21 protein-coding genes are annotated in these 18,626 nt (G+C 64.3%); 12 read left to right on the top strand and 9 right to left on the bottom strand.

The window, feature by feature from the left end:
* Positions 1–120: 120 nt before the first annotated feature.
* Positions 121–522, bottom strand: a complete 402-nt coding sequence (locus AB0F86_RS21405) for a cytidine deaminase (protein ID WP_181697570.1) — start codon at positions 520–522, stop codon at positions 121–123.
* A gap of 289 nt (positions 523–811) precedes the next feature.
* Between AB0F86_RS21405 and sdhC the strand changes: the two genes are divergently transcribed.
* The 4 genes from sdhC to AB0F86_RS21385 are packed head-to-tail and all read left to right on the top strand — an operon-like array spanning position 812 to position 4,208.
* Positions 812–1,216 (top strand): succinate dehydrogenase, cytochrome b556 subunit, encoded by a 405-nt coding sequence (sdhC, locus tag AB0F86_RS21400; protein ID WP_181697571.1) that lies wholly within the window; start codon positions 812–814, stop codon positions 1,214–1,216.
* A gap of 1 nt (position 1,217) precedes the next feature.
* Positions 1,218–1,652 carry a succinate dehydrogenase hydrophobic membrane anchor subunit gene (locus AB0F86_RS21395; RefSeq protein WP_181697572.1) on the top strand — a complete coding sequence of 145 codons (435 nt, stop codon included), beginning with the start codon at positions 1,218–1,220 and terminating at the stop codon, positions 1,650–1,652.
* A gap of 16 nt (positions 1,653–1,668) precedes the next feature.
* On the top strand, positions 1,669–3,438 hold the full coding sequence (gene sdhA, locus AB0F86_RS21390) for a succinate dehydrogenase flavoprotein subunit (RefSeq protein ID WP_220139230.1): 1,770 nt from the start codon (positions 1,669–1,671) through the stop codon (positions 3,436–3,438).
* Positions 3,438–4,208 (top strand): succinate dehydrogenase iron-sulfur subunit, encoded by a 771-nt coding sequence (locus AB0F86_RS21385; protein WP_067490793.1) that lies wholly within the window; start codon positions 3,438–3,440, stop codon positions 4,206–4,208. The genes sdhA and AB0F86_RS21385 overlap by 1 nt, the downstream gene beginning before the upstream one ends.
* Positions 4,209–4,331: 123 nt before the next feature.
* Here AB0F86_RS21385 and AB0F86_RS21380 read toward each other — a convergent pair whose 3' ends face one another.
* Positions 4,332–5,159, bottom strand: coding sequence for an Rpn family recombination-promoting nuclease/putative transposase (locus AB0F86_RS21380; RefSeq protein ID WP_357171709.1), 828 nt, complete (start codon positions 5,157–5,159; stop codon positions 4,332–4,334).
* Positions 5,160–5,604: 445 nt separating this feature from the next.
* Between AB0F86_RS21380 and AB0F86_RS21375 the strand changes: the two genes are divergently transcribed.
* The 3 genes from AB0F86_RS21375 (at position 5,605) to AB0F86_RS21365 (ending at position 8,040) form a co-directional block, all read left to right on the top strand.
* Positions 5,605–6,756 carry a type VII secretion target gene (locus tag AB0F86_RS21375; protein WP_356984891.1) on the top strand — a complete coding sequence of 384 codons (1,152 nt, stop codon included), beginning with the start codon at positions 5,605–5,607 and terminating at the stop codon, positions 6,754–6,756.
* 61 nt (positions 6,757–6,817) lie between these two features.
* On the top strand, positions 6,818–7,531 hold the full coding sequence (locus AB0F86_RS21370; RefSeq protein ID WP_181697576.1) for a hypothetical protein: 714 nt from the start codon (positions 6,818–6,820) through the stop codon (positions 7,529–7,531).
* Positions 7,528–8,040 (top strand): hypothetical protein, encoded by a 513-nt coding sequence (locus tag AB0F86_RS21365; protein ID WP_067641376.1) that lies wholly within the window; start codon positions 7,528–7,530, stop codon positions 8,038–8,040. The genes AB0F86_RS21370 and AB0F86_RS21365 overlap by 4 nt, the downstream gene beginning before the upstream one ends.
* A 160-nt stretch (positions 8,041–8,200) precedes the next feature.
* Here the strand turns inward: AB0F86_RS21365 and AB0F86_RS21360 are convergent, their stop codons facing one another.
* The gene (locus tag AB0F86_RS21360; RefSeq protein ID WP_356984892.1) at positions 8,201–8,809 is read right to left on the bottom strand and encodes a dihydrofolate reductase family protein; all 609 of its coding nucleotides are present in this window, start codon (positions 8,807–8,809) and stop codon (positions 8,201–8,203) included.
* 161 nt (positions 8,810–8,970) lie between these two features.
* Here AB0F86_RS21360 and AB0F86_RS21355 point away from each other — a divergent pair, with 161 nt between their 5' ends.
* Positions 8,971–9,468: a hypothetical protein gene (locus AB0F86_RS21355; RefSeq protein ID WP_356984893.1), complete on the top strand. Its 498-nt coding sequence runs from the start codon at positions 8,971–8,973 to the stop codon at positions 9,466–9,468.
* Here AB0F86_RS21355 and AB0F86_RS21350 read toward each other — a convergent pair whose 3' ends face one another.
* Both AB0F86_RS21350 and AB0F86_RS21345 read right to left on the bottom strand, forming a co-directional pair.
* Positions 9,469–10,182 carry a TetR/AcrR family transcriptional regulator gene (locus tag AB0F86_RS21350; protein ID WP_181697580.1) on the bottom strand — a complete coding sequence of 238 codons (714 nt, stop codon included), beginning with the start codon at positions 10,180–10,182 and terminating at the stop codon, positions 9,469–9,471.
* A gap of 28 nt (positions 10,183–10,210) precedes the next feature.
* The gene (locus tag AB0F86_RS21345; protein ID WP_181697581.1) at positions 10,211–11,440 is read right to left on the bottom strand and encodes a cytochrome P450; all 1,230 of its coding nucleotides are present in this window, start codon (positions 11,438–11,440) and stop codon (positions 10,211–10,213) included.
* 168 nt (positions 11,441–11,608) lie between these two features.
* Here AB0F86_RS21345 and AB0F86_RS21340 point away from each other — a divergent pair, with 168 nt between their 5' ends.
* Both AB0F86_RS21340 and sph read left to right on the top strand, forming a co-directional pair.
* Positions 11,609–12,502 (top strand): fructosamine kinase family protein, encoded by an 894-nt coding sequence (locus AB0F86_RS21340; RefSeq protein WP_356984894.1) that lies wholly within the window; start codon positions 11,609–11,611, stop codon positions 12,500–12,502.
* A 120-nt stretch (positions 12,503–12,622) separates the two neighbouring features.
* Positions 12,623–13,582 carry a sphingomyelin phosphodiesterase gene (gene sph, locus AB0F86_RS21335; protein WP_356984895.1) on the top strand — a complete coding sequence of 320 codons (960 nt, stop codon included), beginning with the start codon at positions 12,623–12,625 and terminating at the stop codon, positions 13,580–13,582.
* A 14-nt stretch (positions 13,583–13,596) separates the two neighbouring features.
* On the opposite strand, the gene radC is transcribed toward sph, so the two are convergent.
* Positions 13,597–14,265, bottom strand: a complete 669-nt coding sequence (gene radC / locus AB0F86_RS21330; protein ID WP_356984896.1) for a DNA repair protein RadC — start codon at positions 14,263–14,265, stop codon at positions 13,597–13,599.
* 60 nt (positions 14,266–14,325) lie between these two features.
* Entirely contained in the window at positions 14,326–14,544 is a 219-nt protein-coding gene (locus AB0F86_RS21325; protein WP_067641359.1) for a type II toxin-antitoxin system VapB family antitoxin, read from the bottom strand.
* A 159-nt stretch (positions 14,545–14,703) separates the two neighbouring features.
* On the opposite strand from AB0F86_RS21325, the gene AB0F86_RS21320 reads away from it, so the two are divergent.
* Positions 14,704–15,600 (top strand): phenylalanine 4-monooxygenase, encoded by an 897-nt coding sequence (locus AB0F86_RS21320; protein ID WP_356984897.1) that lies wholly within the window; start codon positions 14,704–14,706, stop codon positions 15,598–15,600.
* A gap of 153 nt (positions 15,601–15,753) precedes the next feature.
* Positions 15,754–16,437 carry an ester cyclase gene (locus AB0F86_RS21315; protein ID WP_356984898.1) on the top strand — a complete coding sequence of 228 codons (684 nt, stop codon included), beginning with the start codon at positions 15,754–15,756 and terminating at the stop codon, positions 16,435–16,437.
* On the opposite strand, the gene AB0F86_RS21310 is transcribed toward AB0F86_RS21315, so the two are convergent.
* Entirely contained in the window at positions 16,434–17,030 is a 597-nt protein-coding gene (locus AB0F86_RS21310; RefSeq protein ID WP_181697586.1) for a TetR family transcriptional regulator, read from the bottom strand. The two genes, AB0F86_RS21315 and AB0F86_RS21310, sit on opposite strands and share 4 nt — an antisense overlap.
* Positions 17,020–18,522 carry an MFS transporter gene (locus AB0F86_RS21305; protein WP_356984899.1) on the bottom strand — a complete coding sequence of 501 codons (1,503 nt, stop codon included), beginning with the start codon at positions 18,520–18,522 and terminating at the stop codon, positions 17,020–17,022. The genes AB0F86_RS21310 and AB0F86_RS21305 overlap by 11 nt, the downstream gene beginning before the upstream one ends.
* Positions 18,523–18,626 lie beyond the last annotated feature (104 nt).

Genomic DNA, 18,626 nt, shown 5'->3' with positions numbered 1-18,626 from the left:
CTGGCACGCAACATCGGCCGCGGCACTCCGCACGCCGAGCGAGCCTCCGCCGTTCCTCCATCAACTTGGAGCGGGACCCGATCACCCTCGTTCGGGTCGGTCACTGGTCGACCGGTGCGATCAGCGCTGCCCGGCCGCCAGATCATCGGGCCCGAACGCGTACGGCAACAGCTCGCTCAGCGTCTTGGGCCCCTCGGCATGGTCGACGAGCAGCTCGCCCCCGCCGTGCTCGAACAGCAGCTGCCGGCACCGCCCACACGGCATCAGGATTTCGCCACGGGAATCGCTCACCGATACCGCCAGAAGGCGTCCCCCACCCGACCCGAATAAGTTACCGACGAGTACGCATTCGGCACACAGGGTTAGTCCATATGAGACATTTTCCACATTGCAACCGCTCACAATTCGACCATCCACGGTGAGAGCCGCAGCACCGACCGGGAAACCCGAGTACGGGGCATACGCGCTACCCATTACGCGAATTGCCATGTCGCGCAAGGTATTCCAGTCGATTTCGGACATCGCGAACCTCCAGCCGATACCGCCGAACATGTCCGCGCGGGGGCTCGGACACCAGTATTCGGCATCGAGAAAGGTAAACCTAACTCGGCCGATTCGTGCACAACGCACGGCACGCCGAATTAGTTCCGCGAAACAGAGAGGATTAGAGTCAGCCGAAGATCGGTTCAGGTTCCCGGCGGCGGGCCAGCGCTCGAGAATACAGCGCAGCCACCTGGGCATTTGCCTCTCCACGCAGCCGGCGTCGGATCTGTGACCGGGTCCATCAACGACGTTGGAGGCACCGCACTCTATGACCACGATAGAAGCTCCGGCTCCGGCCCAGCCGAAGCGGAAGACGCTGTACCGCGGCGACCCCGGCATGTGGTCCTGGGCGCTGCACCGGATCACCGGTGTCACGATCTTCTTCTTCCTCTTCGTGCACGTGCTGGACACGGCACTGGTTCGGGTGAACCCGAACACCTATGACGAAGCCATCGAGCTCTACAAGAACCCGCTGGTCGCGCTCATGGAGATGGGCCTCGTCGTCTGCGTACTGTTCCACGCGCTCAACGGCGTCCGCGTCATCCTCGTCGACTTCTGGTCGCAGGGTCCGCGCTTCCAGAAGCAGATGCTCTGGGTCGTGCTGACCATCTGGATCCTGGTCTCCGCCGCGGGCGTCGGCCGCCAGTTCTTCTACCTGCTGACGGAGCACTGATATGTCTGCACCTGTCCTCGGCAAGTCCTACGACCGCCCCGCCAGCCTCGACGCCCCCCGCGCCCCCCGCGGCAAGGCGAACAGCAACTTCGAGAAGTACGCATGGCTGTTCATGCGCATCTCGGGCCTGTTCCTGATCGTGCTGGTCATCGGCCACATGTTCATCATGCTGATGATCGACGGCGGCGTGAACCGACTGAACTTCGCGTTCGTCGCCGGTCGCTGGTCCAGCCCGTTCTGGCAGTTCTGGGACCTGTCCATGCTGTGGCTGGCTCAGCTGCACGGCGGCAACGGTCTGCGCACCGTCATCGATGACTACTCCCGCAAGGACTCCACCCGGTTCTGGCTCAAGACCATCCTCGTGGTCTCGATGATCCTGGTGATGAGCGTGGGCACCTACGTCATCTTCACCTTCGACCCCAACATCACCGGTTAGGAACAGGCCACCTCGCATGAGTGAATCCCGTCCGATTCAGGAACATCGCTACGACGTCGTCATCGTCGGCGCCGGTGGCGCGGGCATGCGCGCGGCGATCGAGGCCGGTCCCCGGGCTCGTACCGCGGTTCTGACCAAGCTCTACCCGACGCGCAGCCACACCGGCGCGGCCCAGGGCGGCATGTGCGCCGCACTGGCCAACGTCGAAGAAGACAACTGGGAATGGCACACCTTCGACACCGTCAAGGGTGGTGACTACCTGGTCGACCAGGACGCCGCGGAGATCATGGCCAAGGAGGCCATCGACGCGGTCATGGACCTGGAGAAGATGGGCCTGCCGTTCAACCGCACGCCCGAGGGCAAGATCGATCAGCGTCGCTTCGGCGGCCACACCCGTGACCACGGCAAGGCGCCCGTGCGTCGCGCGTGTTATGCCGCCGACCGCACCGGTCACATGATCCTGCAGACGCTCTACCAGAACTGCGTCAAGCACGACGTCGAGTTCTACAACGAGTTCTACGTGCTCGACCTGGTGATGACCGAGTCCGACCGTGGGCCCGTCGCCACCGGCGTCGTCGCCTACGAGCTGGCCACCGGCGAGATCCACGTCTTCCACGCGAAGTCGATCGTGTTCGCCACCGGCGGCTCGGGCCGCATGTACAAGACCACCTCGAACGCGCACACGCTGACCGGTGACGGTATGGCGATCGTGTTCCGCAAGGGCCTGCCGCTCGAGGACATGGAGTTCCACCAGTTCCACCCGACAGGCCTCGCGGGCCTGGGCATCCTCATCTCCGAGGCGGTCCGTGGTGAAGGTGGCATCCTGCGCAACGCCTCCGGTGAGCGCTTCATGGAGCGCTACGCCCCCACCATCAAGGATCTCGCGCCGCGTGACATCGTCGCCCGCTCGATGGTGCTCGAGGTGCTGGAAGGCCGCGGCGCCGGGCCGAACAAGGACTACGTCTACATCGACGTGACCCACCTCGGCGAGGACGTGCTCGAGGAGAAGCTGCCCGACATCACCGAGTTCGCGCGCACCTACCTGGGTGTGGACCCGGTGAAGGAGCTCGTGCCGGTCATGCCGACCTGCCACTACGTGATGGGCGGTATCCCCACCCGCATCCGTGGCGAGGTGCTGCGCAACAACACCGACGTGGTCCCCGGCCTCTACGCCGCCGGTGAGTGCGCGTGTGTGTCCGTGCACGGCGCGAACCGTCTCGGCACCAACTCGCTGCTCGACATCAACGTGTTCGGCCGTCGCGCCGGCATCGCGGCCGCCGAGTACGCCCAGCGCACCGAGTTCGTCGAGATGCCGGAGAACCCGGCGCAGATGGTGCAGGACTGGCTGGCGCTGATCCTGTCCGACCACGGCAACGAGCGCGTGGCCGACATCCGCACCGAACTGCAGTACACGATGGACATGAACGCCGCCGTGTTCCGCACCGAGGACACTCTCAAGCAGGCCCTCACCGATATCCACGCGCTCAAGGAGCGCTACACCCGGATCACGGTGCAGGACAAGGGCAAGCGCTACAACAGCGACCTGCTCGAGGCCGTCGAGCTGGGCTTCCTGCTCGAGCTGGCCGAGGTCACCGTCGTCGGCGCGCTCAACCGCAAGGAATCGCGCGGCGGCCACGCCCGCGAGGACTACCCGGATCGCGACGACGTGAACTTCATGCGGCACACCATGGCGTACAAGGAGGGCCCGGAACTCATCTCCGAGATCCGCCTCGACTTCAAGCCGGTGGTGCAGACCCGCTACGAGCCGATGGAGCGTAAGTACTGATGACTGCTGTAGCAGAACCAACCACGCAGAAGCCCGCGCCCGTTCCCGAGGGCTCGGTCATGGTCACCGTGAAGGTGGCCCGGTTCAGCACCGAGAACGACAAGGGCGCGTACTGGGATTCGTTCCAGGTGCCGGTCCTGCCGACCGACCGCTTCCTCAACGTGCTGATCTACATCAAGTCCTACCTGGACGGCACCCTCACCTTCCGGCGTTCCTGCGCCCACGGTGTGTGCGGTTCCGACGCGATGCGGATCAACGGTGTGAACCGGCTGGCCTGCAAGGTCCTGATGAAGGACATGCTGCCCAAGGGCGACAAGACCCTCACCATGACCGTCGAGCCGATCCGCGGCCTGCCGGTGGAGAAGGACCTCGTCGTCGACATGGAACCGTTCTTCGACGCGTTCCGTGCCGTGAAGCCGTACCTGATCACCTCGGGTAACGAGCCGACCCGCGAGCGCATCCAGTCCCAGCACGACCGCGCCCGCTTCGACGACACCACCAAGTGCATCCTGTGCGCCTGCTGCACCACCTCCTGCCCCGTGTACTGGAGCGACGGCAGCTACTTCGGCCCGGCCGCGATCGTGAACGCCCACCGCTTCATCTTCGACAGCCGTGACGAAGGCGCCCGCGAGCGTCTCGACATCCTCAACGACGTCGAAGGTGTCTGGCGCTGCCGCACCACCTTCAACTGCACCGACGCGTGCCCCCGCGGCATCGAGGTCACCAAGGCCATCCAGGAAGTCAAGCGCGCGTTGCTCTTCGCCCGCTGACCTCCCCCCGGCCCCTACAAAGGCCGCCTTCATCGATCGATGAAGGCGGCCTTTGCCATTGGTTCCTTTCGCCTAGGAGAAAATCTCCGCCAACGATCCGGCGGTGAACACCCCCCGCCTGACCTATCCGTGGAGCTCGTCGGCATCAACAGCTTGAACCCGTTCGTGCACAGCGCTCGGCAACGGACCGAACTTGGCAGTCATCACCTCGGCCAGCATCTCAGCGCGACCTGCGGCACGTCCACGCGCTTCCAGTCGTTCCGCTGTAGTCATCGACGGCCGCGCCCGCAATGCCGCGAGGTCGAGCGGAGCCACATCGTCGAGCAGAAACTCGAACCACGGCAGATAGCGAGACATCACATCACGCGCGGAGTCGTTCAGCTCCATCAAGCCATCGAGCTGGGTAGGCGCCGTCCACCGCAAGCCCGTATGGGTGCTGTGTACGACCATCGGCAGGACATCGGGCAAGACCTGCGACGTCGGATGCTCGTCCAAATGCCGTCGCCAGATGTTGAGGACGTAGCCGAGCATCCGGAACGCCATCAACTGGTCACTGCCGGATTGATGTTCGATCAGCAGGTAGACGTGGACACCCGACCGTCGATCGTGGTCCGGTAGAGAGCATCGCGTTACTGAGACCCGCAGATCCTCGGACGATGAAACTTCCCGGCACCAGGACCATCCAGTCGAAGTCGATGCGCGCGGCAAGTTCAACTCCGGTCCCGAACATCTCCGAGAAGAACAGACGAAGGGGAATGGTCGTCCCGTCTTCGAACAACCTCTGAGTTGTTCAAACGCACGGTGACGCCACGGTGGGCAGGGCCTTTGGCGAGGATTGCGCACAGCCTTACGATGGCCGGGAAGCGATGATATCGTGGGCGGCAGTCTAGGCTGGCAGGGCCGTGGGGTGGGTATGCGAACGCTATCGAGTGCTGTTGTGCTAGCTGGCATTTCGGTGCTGGCCAGGTGTGGGACATCGGGGATCCGTTGGCCGGCCAGTCCATCGGGTTCGGCGGGTGGTTTCGCCGCGGCCGTGCCGACAGGAATTGATCCGTGCAACATTCCGCCCGGATGGTTGTCGTCGATTACGCCCTGGGCCGCGCAAGGGGAACATGGATGACAACACTTCCCGTGGCGAGATCGAATGACGCGGTTGTCGATACGTATGTCTGACGGTTACACCATGACGATGGGGCTCTTACCAATCTCACCCTGGATAGGTTATGGGAGAAGAACTTCCACGCCGAGAAGAGGCTATCGATGGTCGAACAACGTTGGCCACCCATGAGGAAGCATCTCGAATCGTGCAGTGCGGGGTTCAGCGTCGAGACACCAGGATCGGGGGGGCTGGCAATGCTTCGCGCGGTGGCAGACTCCACAAAACAGGAGGCAGTTCGTGACAGAACCGGCTGAGCTATCGGTTGAAACTAGCAAGCTGAATGGGTTTTCTATAGACCTCGGCGAGACAGCCGCGAATTCATCTTCCAACGCCTCCCGCTTTCACGCTGCCATTGAACCTCCCCCGAACTCGGTCGGCCTCATGGCGACAGTGGCTACAGCTGTAGAAAGCTTTCGAAGCACCTATATGACTGCCCACAACTCGGATCGAGTAGCGATCGATCAACTCGGCTCCGATTTGTCGACAACAGCGAAGGCCTACCACTCGACGGATGACTCTAATGCCGGCGCGCTCGGAGCACTCTCATCGTCGGCGTTCAATGAAGACACTGCAGCGGGAGCTCTTGACCGAGGGCACACACGATATGGCGGGCTGCAGTTGCCGAGCCTGCAGGATGTGGCCGATGACCCGAAAAAAATAAGACAGGTGGTCACAGCAGCGATCGCACAACTGTCACCATATGAAGAGTCGTTGAGTATCGCAATGGGAATCAGGCCAATCAGCGAATTCCTCGTCCCCTTGGAAGCGGATTGGGAATCGATAGAAGTCATTGGCAAGCGAATCGCAATGCTCGGAATCAATGATTTCGTGACCTCCGAAAATATCGCGGGCGGCACCCGATGGTTGAGGTCCGATTGGACGGGCAGCGCGGCAGATTCTTTCGAAACCACCGCAACCACCCTGGCCCAATCCATAAACACGCGCAGTCTTGATCTAGACGCGGTGGCGAAAATTGCGGAGAACGCCGGCATATGCTTAGAGCAACTGGTGCTCAATCAAGCAATGGATATGAGCAGTAGAGTTCTCGAGACTATTTCCGAGGGGGAGAATTCCTTCCCACTCGGAGTATGGGCACAACTTATCAATGAGCCACTACAGCCAGGAGTGAGTTCGAGAGTCACAACGGCGGTCGATTCATTGAAGCAGGCCGCCGAGGCCAGGCGCAGCGCGATAACCAGTCTTATTGACAAACTTACTCAGGCACTGAACTACACGCCCGGTCGGATTCCGCCTGTGTTCAACCCGGCCGATTACGTGGCACCGGATAAGATCACCGCTGATCCCGGCACACGGCGCTACGGATACGGTAGCAACGTCTGGTGGCAGGAGGAATCCATCGATTCATCCGCAGCTCAGATTTCTGCATGAATCGTAACATTCACCACTACGGTATTCGAGGTTGTTGATGTCGCCCCCACAGATTCCGGGAATGCCCACACCGCCGCCGCACGACGGTGGAGCCGGGCCGTACAACTCACAATCCCGCCTCGCACGTCTTGATGACATCGCATGGGCAAAGATCGCACTCGCCGGTCAAGCCGCAGCTGATGTTCTCGGGCTTACCCATGCGGCGAGAGGTATGCGCCACTATCTCGGAAACACTGGTACCGATTATCATATCGACCCGGACAAGGTCATGCAAGACGTTCCCTCAGTCAAGGATCATGCTGAATATTACTTGATCGAGGCCATCGAACAACTGAAGGAAAATAACCCAAACCTTGGTTCTCCGATAACTTTTGAAGTCCCATGGAAAGGTTACGCCATTACGAAGGACCACAGTCATGATTGGTTCCTTGCGATGGCGGCAGTTGAGGTTTGCTCAACTGGGATAGTCACCTTCACCGAGGCAACGGATGGCGGCACACGACCAGCCGTGGACATGTATTATCAGACCCATATGTATGATCGTTACAACTGGGATAATGGAAAATTTGTCAATTTCGGAAAAATCGAAATAACCGACAATATGATGGGCTCCCTGCATACCGCAGGCCTTGCCAAGGAATTCAACCAGTTCGGGACATCATCCACCAAGCACTACAAGGGCGCCCTGCCGATGCGAGGGTCGAGCATTCACGAAGGAACCGAGAGCAGGCAAGGCGACCGATCGGATCCTACTCGAGTGGTGCCGTCGATATGATTTTCCGAATTGCGAATATTCCTGCGAAGAGAGCTGTTATCTCCGCGTGCATATCAGTTGCGTTGACCCTGTTGGTCGGGTGCGGTGGCTTCGTCTCGGTCGGACGCACAGATGGGAAGCCGCTGATAGAGGCATCGACTTCGCCAGAACTTGTTCAGGAAGCGGCGAACTACGGCGACTGGATTATTCCGGATGGCACGAAGGTCCTCCTCGCCAAGCGTGCGGGAGAACGGATAGACAGATATCTTCTCGTACTCGAGGCGACACCGGAGCAACTGGCATCAATGCTCGCAATGTCCAATTTTGAGCAGCCTCTCGAAATTTTTACGCCGCCGATGCCGCCCCGGTTTGAACATATTGCTGGTCCGGACTTGAATTCTTCACCCCGGATATCGCGCGCGGAGGAGCGGTATACATCTCGGAGCAATGAGCACATGGAGCGTTCGGTCTACGTCGATGAGCGCACCCCGACGTTACGGATCGTGCACCTCGATTTCCTGGGTTCGTGAGCCGCGGCCGGCGAATCGCATCGGCGTACCCACCCTGTCGAAGCGCCCGGTGACGCCACGGTAAGCCGCCGGTTGTGGAGTGCGCGCTCCTGTTCGCCCGCTGACCTCCCCAACTCCCGCGAAGGCCGCCTCCATCTTCGGATGAAGGCGGCCTTTGTCGTTACTCATCCTTCGTGAGGTGGAGTTTTGCGTCTTCGTAGGAGCCGGTTGGGGTGGTGTCGTCTTTGGTGTAGACCAGGTGCAGCACGCCGGTCTCGAAGGTCTCCGAGGAGAGTAGGCGGAGTGGAATCGTCGTCCCGTCCTCGAAGAGGCGCTCGCCTTTGCCGACGACGATCGGGTGGACCAGGAGGTGCAGCTCGTCCAGGAGGCCCACGGCCAGGAGTTGGCGGACTACCGAGACCGAGCCGCTGATGGCGATGTCCCCGCCTTCGGCCTGCCTCAGCTCACTTGTGGCCTCGGTCAGTTCGCCGTCGAGGCGCTCGGAGTTACGCCACGAGAAGTTGGGGTTCTGATGGGTGACCACGAGTTTTCGGGCGTCGCCGAGCTTTTTCGCGAACGCCGCGTCGGGTCCGCCCTCGGCTTCCCGGCCGGGCCATGCGCCGGCGAAGCTGTCGTAGGTCACCCGGCCGAGCAGGAGGGTGTCGGCGCTACCGAGCTGGGCGTCGACCGCGGCTCCCATGGCGTCGTCGAAGTAGGGGAAATGCCAGTCCTGTGGGTCGGCGATCACGCCGTCGAGAGACATGAACAGACCGGCGGTGATCTTCCTCATCGATACTTCTCCTCGGTGAGCGGTGAGTGTGTCGATTACTACGACGGTGCGCGGCTACCGAACTAATCGCGGGGCAGCAGGTTGCGCGGGCAGACTTGACGAAGTAATAGATAGCGCTACTATCCACAATAGACAGTGTCACTATCTACTATGGAGTCGCCGTGATCGTCGTCGTTCTTCTCGTCTCGCTCCTCGGCTTCCGGGCACTGGGGGCGCTGGGCGTCAGCCGGTTCGCCTCTTGGTCCGCGGCTGCCGCGCACGCACTGGCCGTCATGCTGATGATGACCGGTTCCGCCCATTTCATGCCGTCGAGCGTCACCGTGATGCCCAACTACGGCGACCTGGTGGCGATGGTGCCGTCGTTCGTTCCGTTCCCCGGATTCATGGTGCTGTTCACCGGCGTGCTGGAACTGCTCGCGGCCGTCGGCCTGGTCCTCACCCGGACGCGCCAGATGGCGGGCTGGGCACTGGTGCCACTGTTCGTACTGCTGCTGCCCGCCAATATCTACGCGGCCGTCGAAAACGTCACCTTCGCAGGCGAACCCGCGTCTCCCCTGTGGCAGCGCATCCCGGAACAACTGCTGTACATCGGCTTCGCGATCTGGGCGACGGGTTCACTCACTCCGGCCGCGCGGGATCGCATGCCCGCCCAGCGGTGATTACGCGAAACCGGTGGTGCGGGCCAGGTCGGCGAGCATGGTGTCGAACATGACTTCGGGGTCGGTGAGGGGAATGGGATAGTTGCCGAACACCTCGAGGGTGACGTGGCCGAACAGACGAACCCAGGTCTGCACCATCACGTAGGTGACGCCGAGATCCAGTTTCTCGGCGGGGAACTTCTGACCCGAATCCGAGAGCATGGCGAGCAGTTCGGTCTGGAAGTCGATCAAGTCGTCACGGAGTTCGACGGGGATGGATTCGCCGGGCGGGGTGGCGATCTCGAAACTGGCCAGCAACCGGCCCGCGGCGGCGAGGAAGATCCGGCCGAAGGGTTCGTCGAAGCGGCGGAGCATGGCGCGACTGGAGGTGGGCGAGGCGAACACCAGGGTGAATTCCCTGGGGTTGGCCAGCGCCCACCGGCGGAAGCCGCGGCAGATCGCGAGGAACTGCACCGCGCCGTCGTCGGGCAGGTCCGCGATGCCCGCCGACAGGTTGTCGGCGAGGTCGGCACAGAATTCCACGCGCAACCGCTCGATCAGCTCGTCGCGGGAGTCGTAGTGCCGGTACAGCGCGGGCGCGGTGACGCCGAGTTCGCGCGCGATGGCCCGCAGGGTGACCGCGTCGGGGCCGTGCTCGGCCAGCAGCCCCCGCGCGACCCGCCGGATATCGGCGTCGGCCACGACGGGTGCCCGCCCGCGCGCCTTGCCCGTCAACCAGCCACCCCCTCGCTACTGTTCGGGCTCAAGAGTATTCGACTTCCCACCGCTTGATGCCGTTGAGCCAGCCGCTGCGCAAGCGCACCGGTTCGGCGACCTGACGCAGATTCGGCATCGCGTCGGCAAGAGCATTGAACATCAGGTCGATCTCCAGGCGGGCCAGATTCGCGCCGACACAGTAGTGGGTTCCGGTGCCACCGAACCCGACGTGCGGATTGGGGTTGCGCAGCACATCGAACCGGAACGGGTCGGTGAAAGCGGTCTCGTCGAAATTGGCCGAGCTGTAGAACAATCCGAGGCGCTGGCCCTTCTTGATCTGCTGTCCGCCCAACTCGAGGTCGCGGGTCGCGGTGCGCTGGAAGGCGGTCACGGGGGTGGCCCAGCGCACGATCTCGTCGGGCGCGGTGCGCGGCCGCTGGTCCTTGTAGATCTCCCACTGCTCAGGGTTGTCGACGAAGGCCTTCATGCCGTGGGTGATCGAGTTACGGGTGGTCTCGTTGCCGGCCACCGCCAGCAGGATGACGAAGAACGCGAACTCGTCGGAGCCGAGGTGCTCGCCGTCTACATCGGCGTTCACCAACTGGGTCACGATGTCGGAGGCCGGACAACCGCGCCGCTGCTCGGCCATGTTCCAGGCGTAGCCCATCACCTCGGCGGTGGCGGTGTGGTGATTGCCCTCGAACTCCGGGTCGTCGTAGGAGATCATCTGGTTCGTCCAGTCGAACAGCTTCATCCGGTCTTCCTGCGGCACGCCGAGCAGTTCGGCGATGGCCTGCAGGGGCAGCTCGCACGCGACCTGCTGCACGAAATCGCCCCGGCCGGATTTCTTGGCCTCCCAGACGATGCGTTCGGCCCGTTCGGTGAGCGCGGCGCGCAGGTTCTCCACCGCGCGGGGAGTGAATCCCTTGGACACGATGCGCCGGATCTTGGTGTGCTGCGGCGGATCCAGGTTCAGCATGAGCATGTTGGCGAGCATGTCGATCTGCTCGCGGGTGGTTTCCTCGTTGAACCGGATGATGGCGGTGTTCTCGTGTGAGGAGAAGTCCTCGGGGTTCTTCGAGATCTCCTTGATGTCGGCCAGCGTCGACACCACCCAGTAGCCGCCGTCGTCGAAGCCGCTGGCCCGGTCGGGCTGCGCGCACCACCAGACCGGCGCCGTGCGCCGCAGTTGCGCGAACTCCTCGATCGGCAGACGCTCGGCGAGCAGGTCGGGATCGGTGAAATCGAATCCCGCGGGGATATCGGTGCTGGTCACGGTGTCTCCTTCGGCTGACTCCAGAACGTGACGTAGAACACGTTCGGATCGATAAAACCACGTGGCACCTATTTGTGAACAGGTTTTAGTAATACCTGTTTATGAAACCTGGTCGGCGAGATGGCGTGAATCCGTGCGCGCGCCGACTCCGCTGGGCAAGATGGCGGCGTGGACTTGCCGTACCTGCGAGCCAACCCGCACCTGCTGCCGACCTTCCTCGCGCATCAGCGCCTGCGCACCACCCCGGTCGGCGGTGGGTCGATCGCGGTGGCCGAGCGCATCGGCCTCGACGACGGCACCCAGCTGTTCCTCAAGACCTGGCCCGGCGGTATCTCGGCCGCGCCTACCGACGGCACGCCGACTGCCGCACCGCCGGGATTCTTCGCAGCCGAAGCACGCGGCCTGCGCTGGCTGCAGGAGGCGGGCGGTGTCGCTATCCCCCAGGTCTACGCCGTCTCCGACGACCTGCTGCTCATGGAATGGGTCGACCATGCCGAACCCTCCCCGGCCGCCGCCGAACGATTCGGCACGGGACTGGCTCGTCTCCACAACGCCGACACGGCCGAATTCGGCGCTCCCGTCGACGGTTACCTCGGGAGCCTGCCGCAGGACAACACCCCCGGCCACGACTGGCCGACCTGGTTCCGGGAGCGCCGAATTCTTCCGCTCCTGCGGCTCGCCGTCGACGCGGGCGCACTCGACCCGGCCGACGCCACCACCGTCGAGTCGATCCACCTCGAAGCCCCCGCCGAACCGCCGTCCCGAATCCACGGTGACCTCTGGCCCGGCAATATTCTCTGGGGCCCGTCCGACACCCCATGGCTGATCGATCCCGCCGCGCACGGTGGCCACCGCGAAACCGACCTGGCCACGCTCTTCCTCTTCGGCGGCGCGCCCCACCTCTCCCGAATCATCGCCGCCTACAACGAAATCCATCAGCTCGAGGCGGGCTGGCAGGAGCGCATCCCACTCCATCAACTTCCCCTGCTCCTGGTTCACGCCGTCCTGTTCGGCCGCTCCTATCGCACCGCCGTCCTCGACGCGGCCGCCCGGTATCGATAGGCCGCACTCGGCACCAACAGGTCCTGAACCAGGGCTTACAAATTTACGTTTCGTGTAACGATTCGATGTCGGGACGCTCGAGCGGTCGCCGCAGAACTGGTCATGTGACCAAACTGCCTCATGTTCAAACGATTGACACTCGCCGTGGTCTGTGGCGCAGCCGCCCTCCTGCCCGTCGCCGTCCCCGCGGATGCGGCGCCGAAGTCAGATCCGAAGATCGCCTCCTACAACGTCTTCATGCTCGCCGAGGCCCTCTACCCGAACTGGGGGCAGGAGCAGCGCGCCGACCTCATCTCGCAGCAGAACGTCCTCGCGGGGCAGGACGTCGTGGTGCTTCAAGAGCTGTTCCACAACGAGGCGGGCGACCAGTTGCTGAACAACCTGAAGCGGGACTTCCCGAATCAGACCCCGGTGGTCGGGCGCACCCGCTCCGGCTGGGACGCCACCCAGGGCTCCTACTCCGCCACCACACCCGAGGACGGCGGTGTCGCGATCGCGAGCCGGTGGCCGATCAGCCGCAAGGTGCAGTTCGTGTACAAGGACGCATGTGGCGCGGACTGGTTCTCCAACAAGGGCTTCGCGTATGTGAAGCTCGCCGCGCCCGGCGGTCCGGTGCACGTGATCGGCACGCACATGCAGTCCGAGGACGACGGGTGCAGCTCGGGCCAACCCGGTCAGGTGCGGGCGAAACAGCGCGCACAGATCAAGGCCTTCCTCGCGGCGGAGCGGATTCCGGCCGATGAGCCGGTGTATGTCGCGGGCGATATGAACGTGATCGAAGCCAGCCCCGAATACGGCGCCATGCTGGCCGATCTCGGTGCCGTAGGCCCCCAGCACACCGGTCACGCGTTCTCCTGGGACTGCGCGGACAACTCCGTCTGCCGCGACCAGTACGGCCCCGAATACGCCTCGGAGCACCTCGATTACGTGCTCCCCATCAAGGGCCACCCGGTGCCCGACCGCTATGTCAACGAAACCCGCCGAGCCAAGAGCCCGAGCTGGAGCGTCACCGCCGACGGCACCACCTACACCTACACCGACTACAGCGACCACTACCCGGTCTTCGGCTACACCGGCTGACGTGGCGAAGACGGTCACGGATACGGTGCGGCCGTCGCCCAATTCTCGCCCGCTATGACGACGTGGTCGAGGTAGCGGAGGCCGACTGTGGCGGCGGCCTGGTACAGGAGGGTGCTGGCTCGGCGGTCGTCCGGGCTGGGGGCGGGGTCGCCGGAGGGGTGGTTGTGGACTACGGCGAAGGCTCGGCCATCGTGGCGCAGGACGGTGTTGAGGATTTCGCGGACGGGGACCGCTACGTGGTCGATGGCGCCCTCGGCGACGAAAACCCGGTGGCGCAGGCGGTTCTGGGTATCGCAGATCAGGACGAGCAGGCGTTCCACGCGGGCGCCGGCGAACAGCGGGGCGGCGGCGCGTGCGATGTCGTCGGGTGCGGTGAGCCTCGGTACCGGTTCGCTGGTTCGTGAGCGGGTGCCGAGGTGGAACGCGGCGATCACGGCGGCGGCCTTGGCCGGGCCGATCCCGGCCTGCGATGCCAGCTCCTCGGGGCGGGCGGCGGCAAGTTCGGCCAGGCCGCCGTATTCGGCGAGCAGGTGGGCGGCGAGTTCGAGTGCGGACTGCCCACGCGTGCCCTGACCGAGCAGCAGCGCGAGCAATTCGGCGTCGGTGAGCACGTGTGGGCCGAGCGCGAGCAAACGCTCACGCGGGCGCTGGGCGACGGGCAGATTCGCGATCGGTACCGACACATTCCCCCCTACGTCATCGGTGACGAGACCGATACTCGCAGAGGGCACCGACAGGTTCGGCTACCGCTCAGCCACCGCGGGCGAATCCGTGTCGATATCGTGCGGTTCCGGACTGAACACCGAGTCGGCCATCAGCCGTTCGAGGTTGCGCAGCTGGCGCTCGTGCACGACGATCCGCCGCAATGCCTCGTTGACGGTGGTGTTGCTGTCGGCCGTTCCCATGATCTCGGCAGCGGCATCCAGCAGTTCTTGATCGAGATCTATCCGCAGGCTTCGCAAGCATCCTCCTCGGGTACAAACGCAATCTTGCGTGATGCGCGGTCGGCGCGTCCGCCGTTTCACCGCGTCGTTACCGAATTCGGGCGGGCGAACTGTGCAGTTTGCGTAGTTGCGCACCGGTGTGTTGTCGCGACGCGCCAGCGGTGCTTGCCTTGAGGCATGTTCACCGAGGCCCAGCTGTATTCGCCGGTGACGCGCGAGCGCGACGGCGACGTCACTGTGCACCTGAGTGACGACCACCCCGGCGTCGACGACGAGCACTACCGCGCCAGGCGCAATGCCATCGCCGCGCTCGCCCTCGACTACCAGCCGGGCAAACACGTCCCGCACGTCGACTACACCGACGACGAGCAGCAGGTCTGGCGGATCGCCTCGGCCGAGTTGGCCCGCAAGCACGAGGTGTACGCCTGCCGTGAGGTGCGCGAGGCGTCCGCCCGGCTCGCCCTGCCGCGCGATCACATCCCCCAGCTCGACGAGGTCTCGCGGCTGCTGCATCCACTCACCGGTTTCCGGTACGTGCCCGCCGCCGGGCTGGTTCCGCTGCGTGAGTTCTTCGGTTCGTTCGCGGACCGCACCTTCCACTCCACCCAGTACATCCGCCACCATTCGGCCCCGCTGTACACGCCGGAACCCGATGCGATCCACGAGATCATCGGGCACGCCAATCAGCTGGCGAGTCCGCGCTTCGCGAGTCTGTACGAGACCGTCGGCGCGGCGGTCGGGCGGCTGGAGACCGATGTCGCGCTGAAGTTCCTCGCCGACGTGTTCTGGTTCTCGCTGGAATTCGGCGTGGTTCGCGAAGACGGACAGATCCGTTGTTACGGAGCGGGTTTGCTGTCGTCCTATGGCGAGATCGACGAATTCCGTCAGGCGACGCTGCGTCCGCTCGACGTGGCGCAGATGGGCACCATCAGCTACGACATCACCCATTATCAGCCGGTGCTGTTCTGTGCGGATTCGGTGGATCAGCTCGTGGACGTGCTCGGCGAATTCTTCGCGACCATGGACGACGACACCCCGGCTCGACTCGGCGGGCGTGCCCACCCCGCCGCATAGTCGGCTGTAAACCGTTGGCGCAGAATATACTTGGCAATTCCGTGCGTCTCACATAATGGGACCACGGTGCGCGCGGGCAAAGTCGCGGCGGTAGGTTCGACCCGTTCTTCAAGCTTTGCGAAAGGGTCGGGTAGACCGAATATGACTGTGGACGTGACTGATACGCGCGACGATCAGAATCCCGAGCCGGAGGCCCCGCTGTGGCTGCAGGGCCGCGAGGCGGTGATCGCCGCGGCGACTCCCGACCAGTGGCGCGGCAACGTTCCCGACTACGAACTGAGCCACGAGGTGATCCCCCGCGAGCGCGTCGCCCAGCACGCGCCCGGTTCGCTCGAGGCCATCGTCGAGGACCTGGTGAAGGTCTTCGAGATGGAGGTCTCGCACAAGGCCGACCCCGCCACCTGGCTGTCGGTGGTCGCCGAGCAGTACCGCGGCCGGGTCAACGGCGGTGTGTGGCAGGACGCGGAGGAATTCGCGCGGATCGGCAGCTACAACATCCTGATCGGCGACAACCCGTACTACGAGTCGGCGAACGAGACCTTCGAGTCCTCGCACAAGGTCTTCCACACGGCCTTCCCCGGCGGCTTCTTCTGGGAGGTGCTCGAGGTGCTGTCGGGCCCGCCGACGGTGAGCTTCCGCTGGCGGCACTGGGGCAAGTACGACGGCGAGTACAAGGGCCACCAGCCCACCGGTGAGCAGATCGAGATGTACGGCGTGACCATCGCCCGCGTCACCGAGGACCTGCGCATCGTCGAGCTCGAGCACTTCTACGACAACAACCAGCTGCTCGGCCCGCTGGCGCACGGCTGCCCGGTGCAGCACGGCAAGGCCGACTAGGAGGTCGTCGGCCTGTCGTCGTCGAACGGCAGGCCCGCCTCGAGCAGGTCGAGGGCGTGGCCGACCTTGGTCGCGTCGACCGGCCCGGTGGTGACGATGCCGAGCATCGCACCGACCATCGCCCCGGCCGCCACCCGCACCTCGAAGTCGTCGACGGGGCGGCCGGTGTAATCGGCGAGCAACTGGGCGGCCAGGTCGATGCTTCGCTGGAATTCCAGGCCGATCGCCGAGCGCAGTTCCGGCAGGTGGTAGAGCAGCTTCTGCCGTTCCTGTTCGAAGGCGGCATCCTCGGCCGACATCGAGGCGTACACCGCCTCGGTGGCCCGGCGGACCGCGGTGAGCGGGTTCTGACCCCGCGGTTGCGCCGCCAGCGCCTCGATCATCAGCGCATCCTGGTCGTCGGCCATGACGAGCTGTTCCTTGGTCGGGAAGTAGCGGAAGAAGGTGCTCGGGGAGACCTCGGCGGCCGCGGCGATCTGTTCGACGGTCGTCTCGGTGTAGCCCTGCTCCCGGAACAGGCGGAACGCCTCGAGCCGGATGGTTCGACGGGTCCGCTCCTTCTTCCGCGCGCGCAACGACGTCTCAACCGACATGCAGCGATTCTGCCGCATCGTCGGCTGTCACGGCGTGGCGCCGCCCGAAGGCCAGCGCGACCAGGACAGCCGCGAGCAGACATCCCACCGCGCACACGCCGAGCATGGTGTCCATGCCGAGCACGAAAGCGTGCCGCACCTCGTGCAGCGCGACGGGGTCGTGTGCGGTCGCGGTGACTCCCGCATTGACTCCGTCGGAGATCGGCGGCCGGTTCAGTTCGCCGAGATCGGCGCGGTAGACGGTGGCGAGTACGGTGCCGAGCACGGCGACACCGATGGTGCCGCCGGCCTGCCGAAGTGCTTGCAGCAGCGCCGAACCCGAACCGGACCGCGCGGTGTCGAGCTCGCTCATCGCCAATCCCATGGCCGCGGGCATCACCATTCCCATGCCCGCGCCGAGAATCGTCGTCCACGTGGCGGTGAGTCCGTAACCGCTGTCGACGCGGGTGAGCGCGCCGAGGCCGATGCCGGCCGCGAGCACAAGGAATCCGGCGATGAGCACCGCCCGGATACCCCAGCGCGGCAGCAGCAGATCCACCAGCCTGCTGCCGATCACCAGCCCGCCGATCATCGGCAGCAACCGCAGTCCGCTGCCGAGCGCGTCGACACCGAGGACGGCCTGGAAGTATTGCGGCACGGTGAAGAACATGCCGAACATGGCGAAGCTGACCATCAGCGAAATAGCTGTGCCCCAGCGGAATCCGGGCGAGGCGAACAGCGCCGTATCGATCAGCGGATACGCGGCCCTTCGCTGCCACCACCCGAACACGGCGAGCGCACCGAGACCGGCGACGATCATCGCCCAGGCCGCCGCATCACCCCATCCGTATTCGCCGATCCGGATGAAACCGTAGGTGAGCCCGAGCATTCCGGCCGCCGCCAGCACGGCACCGGGCAGGTCGATGCGAAAGGCCTTGTCGCCGCGCGATTCCGGTACGAGAAAGAGGACGGCGAGCGTGCCGAGGATCACCAGCGGCACATTGATGAGGAAGACCGAACCCCACCAGAAGTTGCGCAGCAGCCAGCCACCGACGACGGGTCCGAGCGGCAACCCGAGGGCAGTCGAGGTGACCCACACCGTGAGCGCGCGCTGGCGTTGCCCCTGGTCGGTGAACAGCACCGGGATCACCGCCATCGACAGCGGCATCATCGCGGCCGCGGCGATACCGAGCACCACGCGCGCGGCGATGAGCTGCCCGGCGGTGGTCGCGAAGGCACAGCCCAGCGAGGCGAGGCCGAACAGCACGAGCGCGCACAGCAGGACCTTCTTGCGCCCGTAGCGGTCGCCCAGCGCACCCGCGGGCAGCATCAACGCGGCGAGGGCGAGCGTGTAGGCGCTGCTGAACCATTGCAGCGCAGCGGTATTCGCGTCGAGGTCGACGGCGAGGGTGGGAATGGCCACCGTCAGCACGGTGACGTCGAGCCCGATCGTGACCATCGCCACGGCGAGCGCTCCGAGCGCCAGCCAGCGACGGGTGTCGTCGGTTCGCATATCTCCTCCAAATGAGAGCTACTGTCATTTGTTAGTAACTACCATTTAGTGGTGGGTGTCAATAGGTGGACGGACTCGACGGGAAGTCGGCGTGCCGGCTCGCT

It is taken from the genome of Nocardia sp. NPDC023733 (genome assembly GCF_040639775.1).
Lineage (GTDB): Bacteria > Actinomycetota > Actinomycetes > Mycobacteriales > Mycobacteriaceae > Nocardia > Nocardia rosealba.
Note: the sequence above shows the minus strand (reverse complement) of the source record. Positions and strands in the feature narration are given on the sequence as shown.

Excerpts from the sequence above, each read along its gene's own strand:
- AB0F86_RS21320 (WP_356984897.1), top strand. The coding sequence starts at position 14,704 with ATGTTCACCGAGGCCCAGCTGTATTCGCCGGTGACGCGCGAGCGCGAC.
- AB0F86_RS21380 (WP_357171709.1), bottom strand. The coding sequence starts at position 5,159 with ATGCCAGCTAGCACAACAGCACTCGATAGCGTTCGCATACCCACCCCA.
- sph (WP_356984895.1), top strand. The coding sequence starts at position 12,623 with ATGTTCAAACGATTGACACTCGCCGTGGTCTGTGGCGCAGCCGCCCTC.
- sdhA (WP_220139230.1), top strand. The coding sequence starts at position 1,669 with ATGAGTGAATCCCGTCCGATTCAGGAACATCGCTACGACGTCGTCATC.
- AB0F86_RS21365 (WP_067641376.1), top strand. The coding sequence starts at position 7,528 with ATGATTTTCCGAATTGCGAATATTCCTGCGAAGAGAGCTGTTATCTCC.
- AB0F86_RS21305 (WP_356984899.1), bottom strand. The coding sequence starts at position 18,522 with ATGCGAACCGACGACACCCGTCGCTGGCTGGCGCTCGGAGCGCTCGCC.
- sdhC (WP_181697571.1), top strand. The coding sequence starts at position 812 with ATGACCACGATAGAAGCTCCGGCTCCGGCCCAGCCGAAGCGGAAGACG.
- AB0F86_RS21405 (WP_181697570.1), bottom strand. The coding sequence starts at position 522 with ATGTCCGAAATCGACTGGAATACCTTGCGCGACATGGCAATTCGCGTA.
- AB0F86_RS21385 (WP_067490793.1), top strand. The coding sequence starts at position 3,438 with ATGACTGCTGTAGCAGAACCAACCACGCAGAAGCCCGCGCCCGTTCCC.
- AB0F86_RS21395 (WP_181697572.1), top strand. The coding sequence starts at position 1,218 with ATGTCTGCACCTGTCCTCGGCAAGTCCTACGACCGCCCCGCCAGCCTC.
- AB0F86_RS21310 (WP_181697586.1), bottom strand. The coding sequence starts at position 17,030 with ATGTCGGTTGAGACGTCGTTGCGCGCGCGGAAGAAGGAGCGGACCCGT.
- AB0F86_RS21370 (WP_181697576.1), top strand. The coding sequence starts at position 6,818 with ATGCCCACACCGCCGCCGCACGACGGTGGAGCCGGGCCGTACAACTCA.
- AB0F86_RS21360 (WP_356984892.1), bottom strand. The coding sequence starts at position 8,809 with ATGAGGAAGATCACCGCCGGTCTGTTCATGTCTCTCGACGGCGTGATC.